The organism is Virgibacillus salexigens (assembly GCF_014905415.1).
Classification (GTDB): Bacteria; Bacillota; Bacilli; order Bacillales; family Amphibacillaceae; genus Virgibacillus; species Virgibacillus salexigens.
Map to the genome: position 1 here is coordinate 1 of NZ_BNEO01000049.1, position 378 is coordinate 378.

The 378-nt window shown below is 42.1% G+C and carries 1 protein-coding gene; it reads right to left on the reverse strand.

What is annotated here, in order from left to right:
- A partial coding sequence (locus tag JKP73_RS22170) for a hypothetical protein (RefSeq protein WP_200411985.1) occupies nt 1-378 on the reverse strand: 378 nt, incomplete at both ends.

Below are 378 nucleotides of genomic sequence, written 5' to 3' on the forward strand. Positions count from 1 at the left end.
GTCAAAGTTTGACAGAAAACCGACACCCAGATAACCACCATAAGGTAGACTAGCTTGACCGTTCAAGTCGGTATCAGGAATTGTTGTATCATAAATAATACTAGAACTATCTGTCGCAAGGTTAGTGGTCTTTGGAATGACCGTTAAAAGGTTGGCAAGATTGATTTTGACTCCTTGGGCCATATCAATATCCGTTTTGATAAAAGAGGCGAGAACAGGGATTTGAAAATTCGTATTATGTGCGACGATTTGATAATTGAGATTGACATTATTTGCCCCGTAGTAGAGGGCGACAATCGAGTTTCCGTCGGAGTTGGCAATGTTTTGTTCGCCTGTAAAAGCCAATCCAATCGGACAGTCAGACGTACTTTCTGCGGG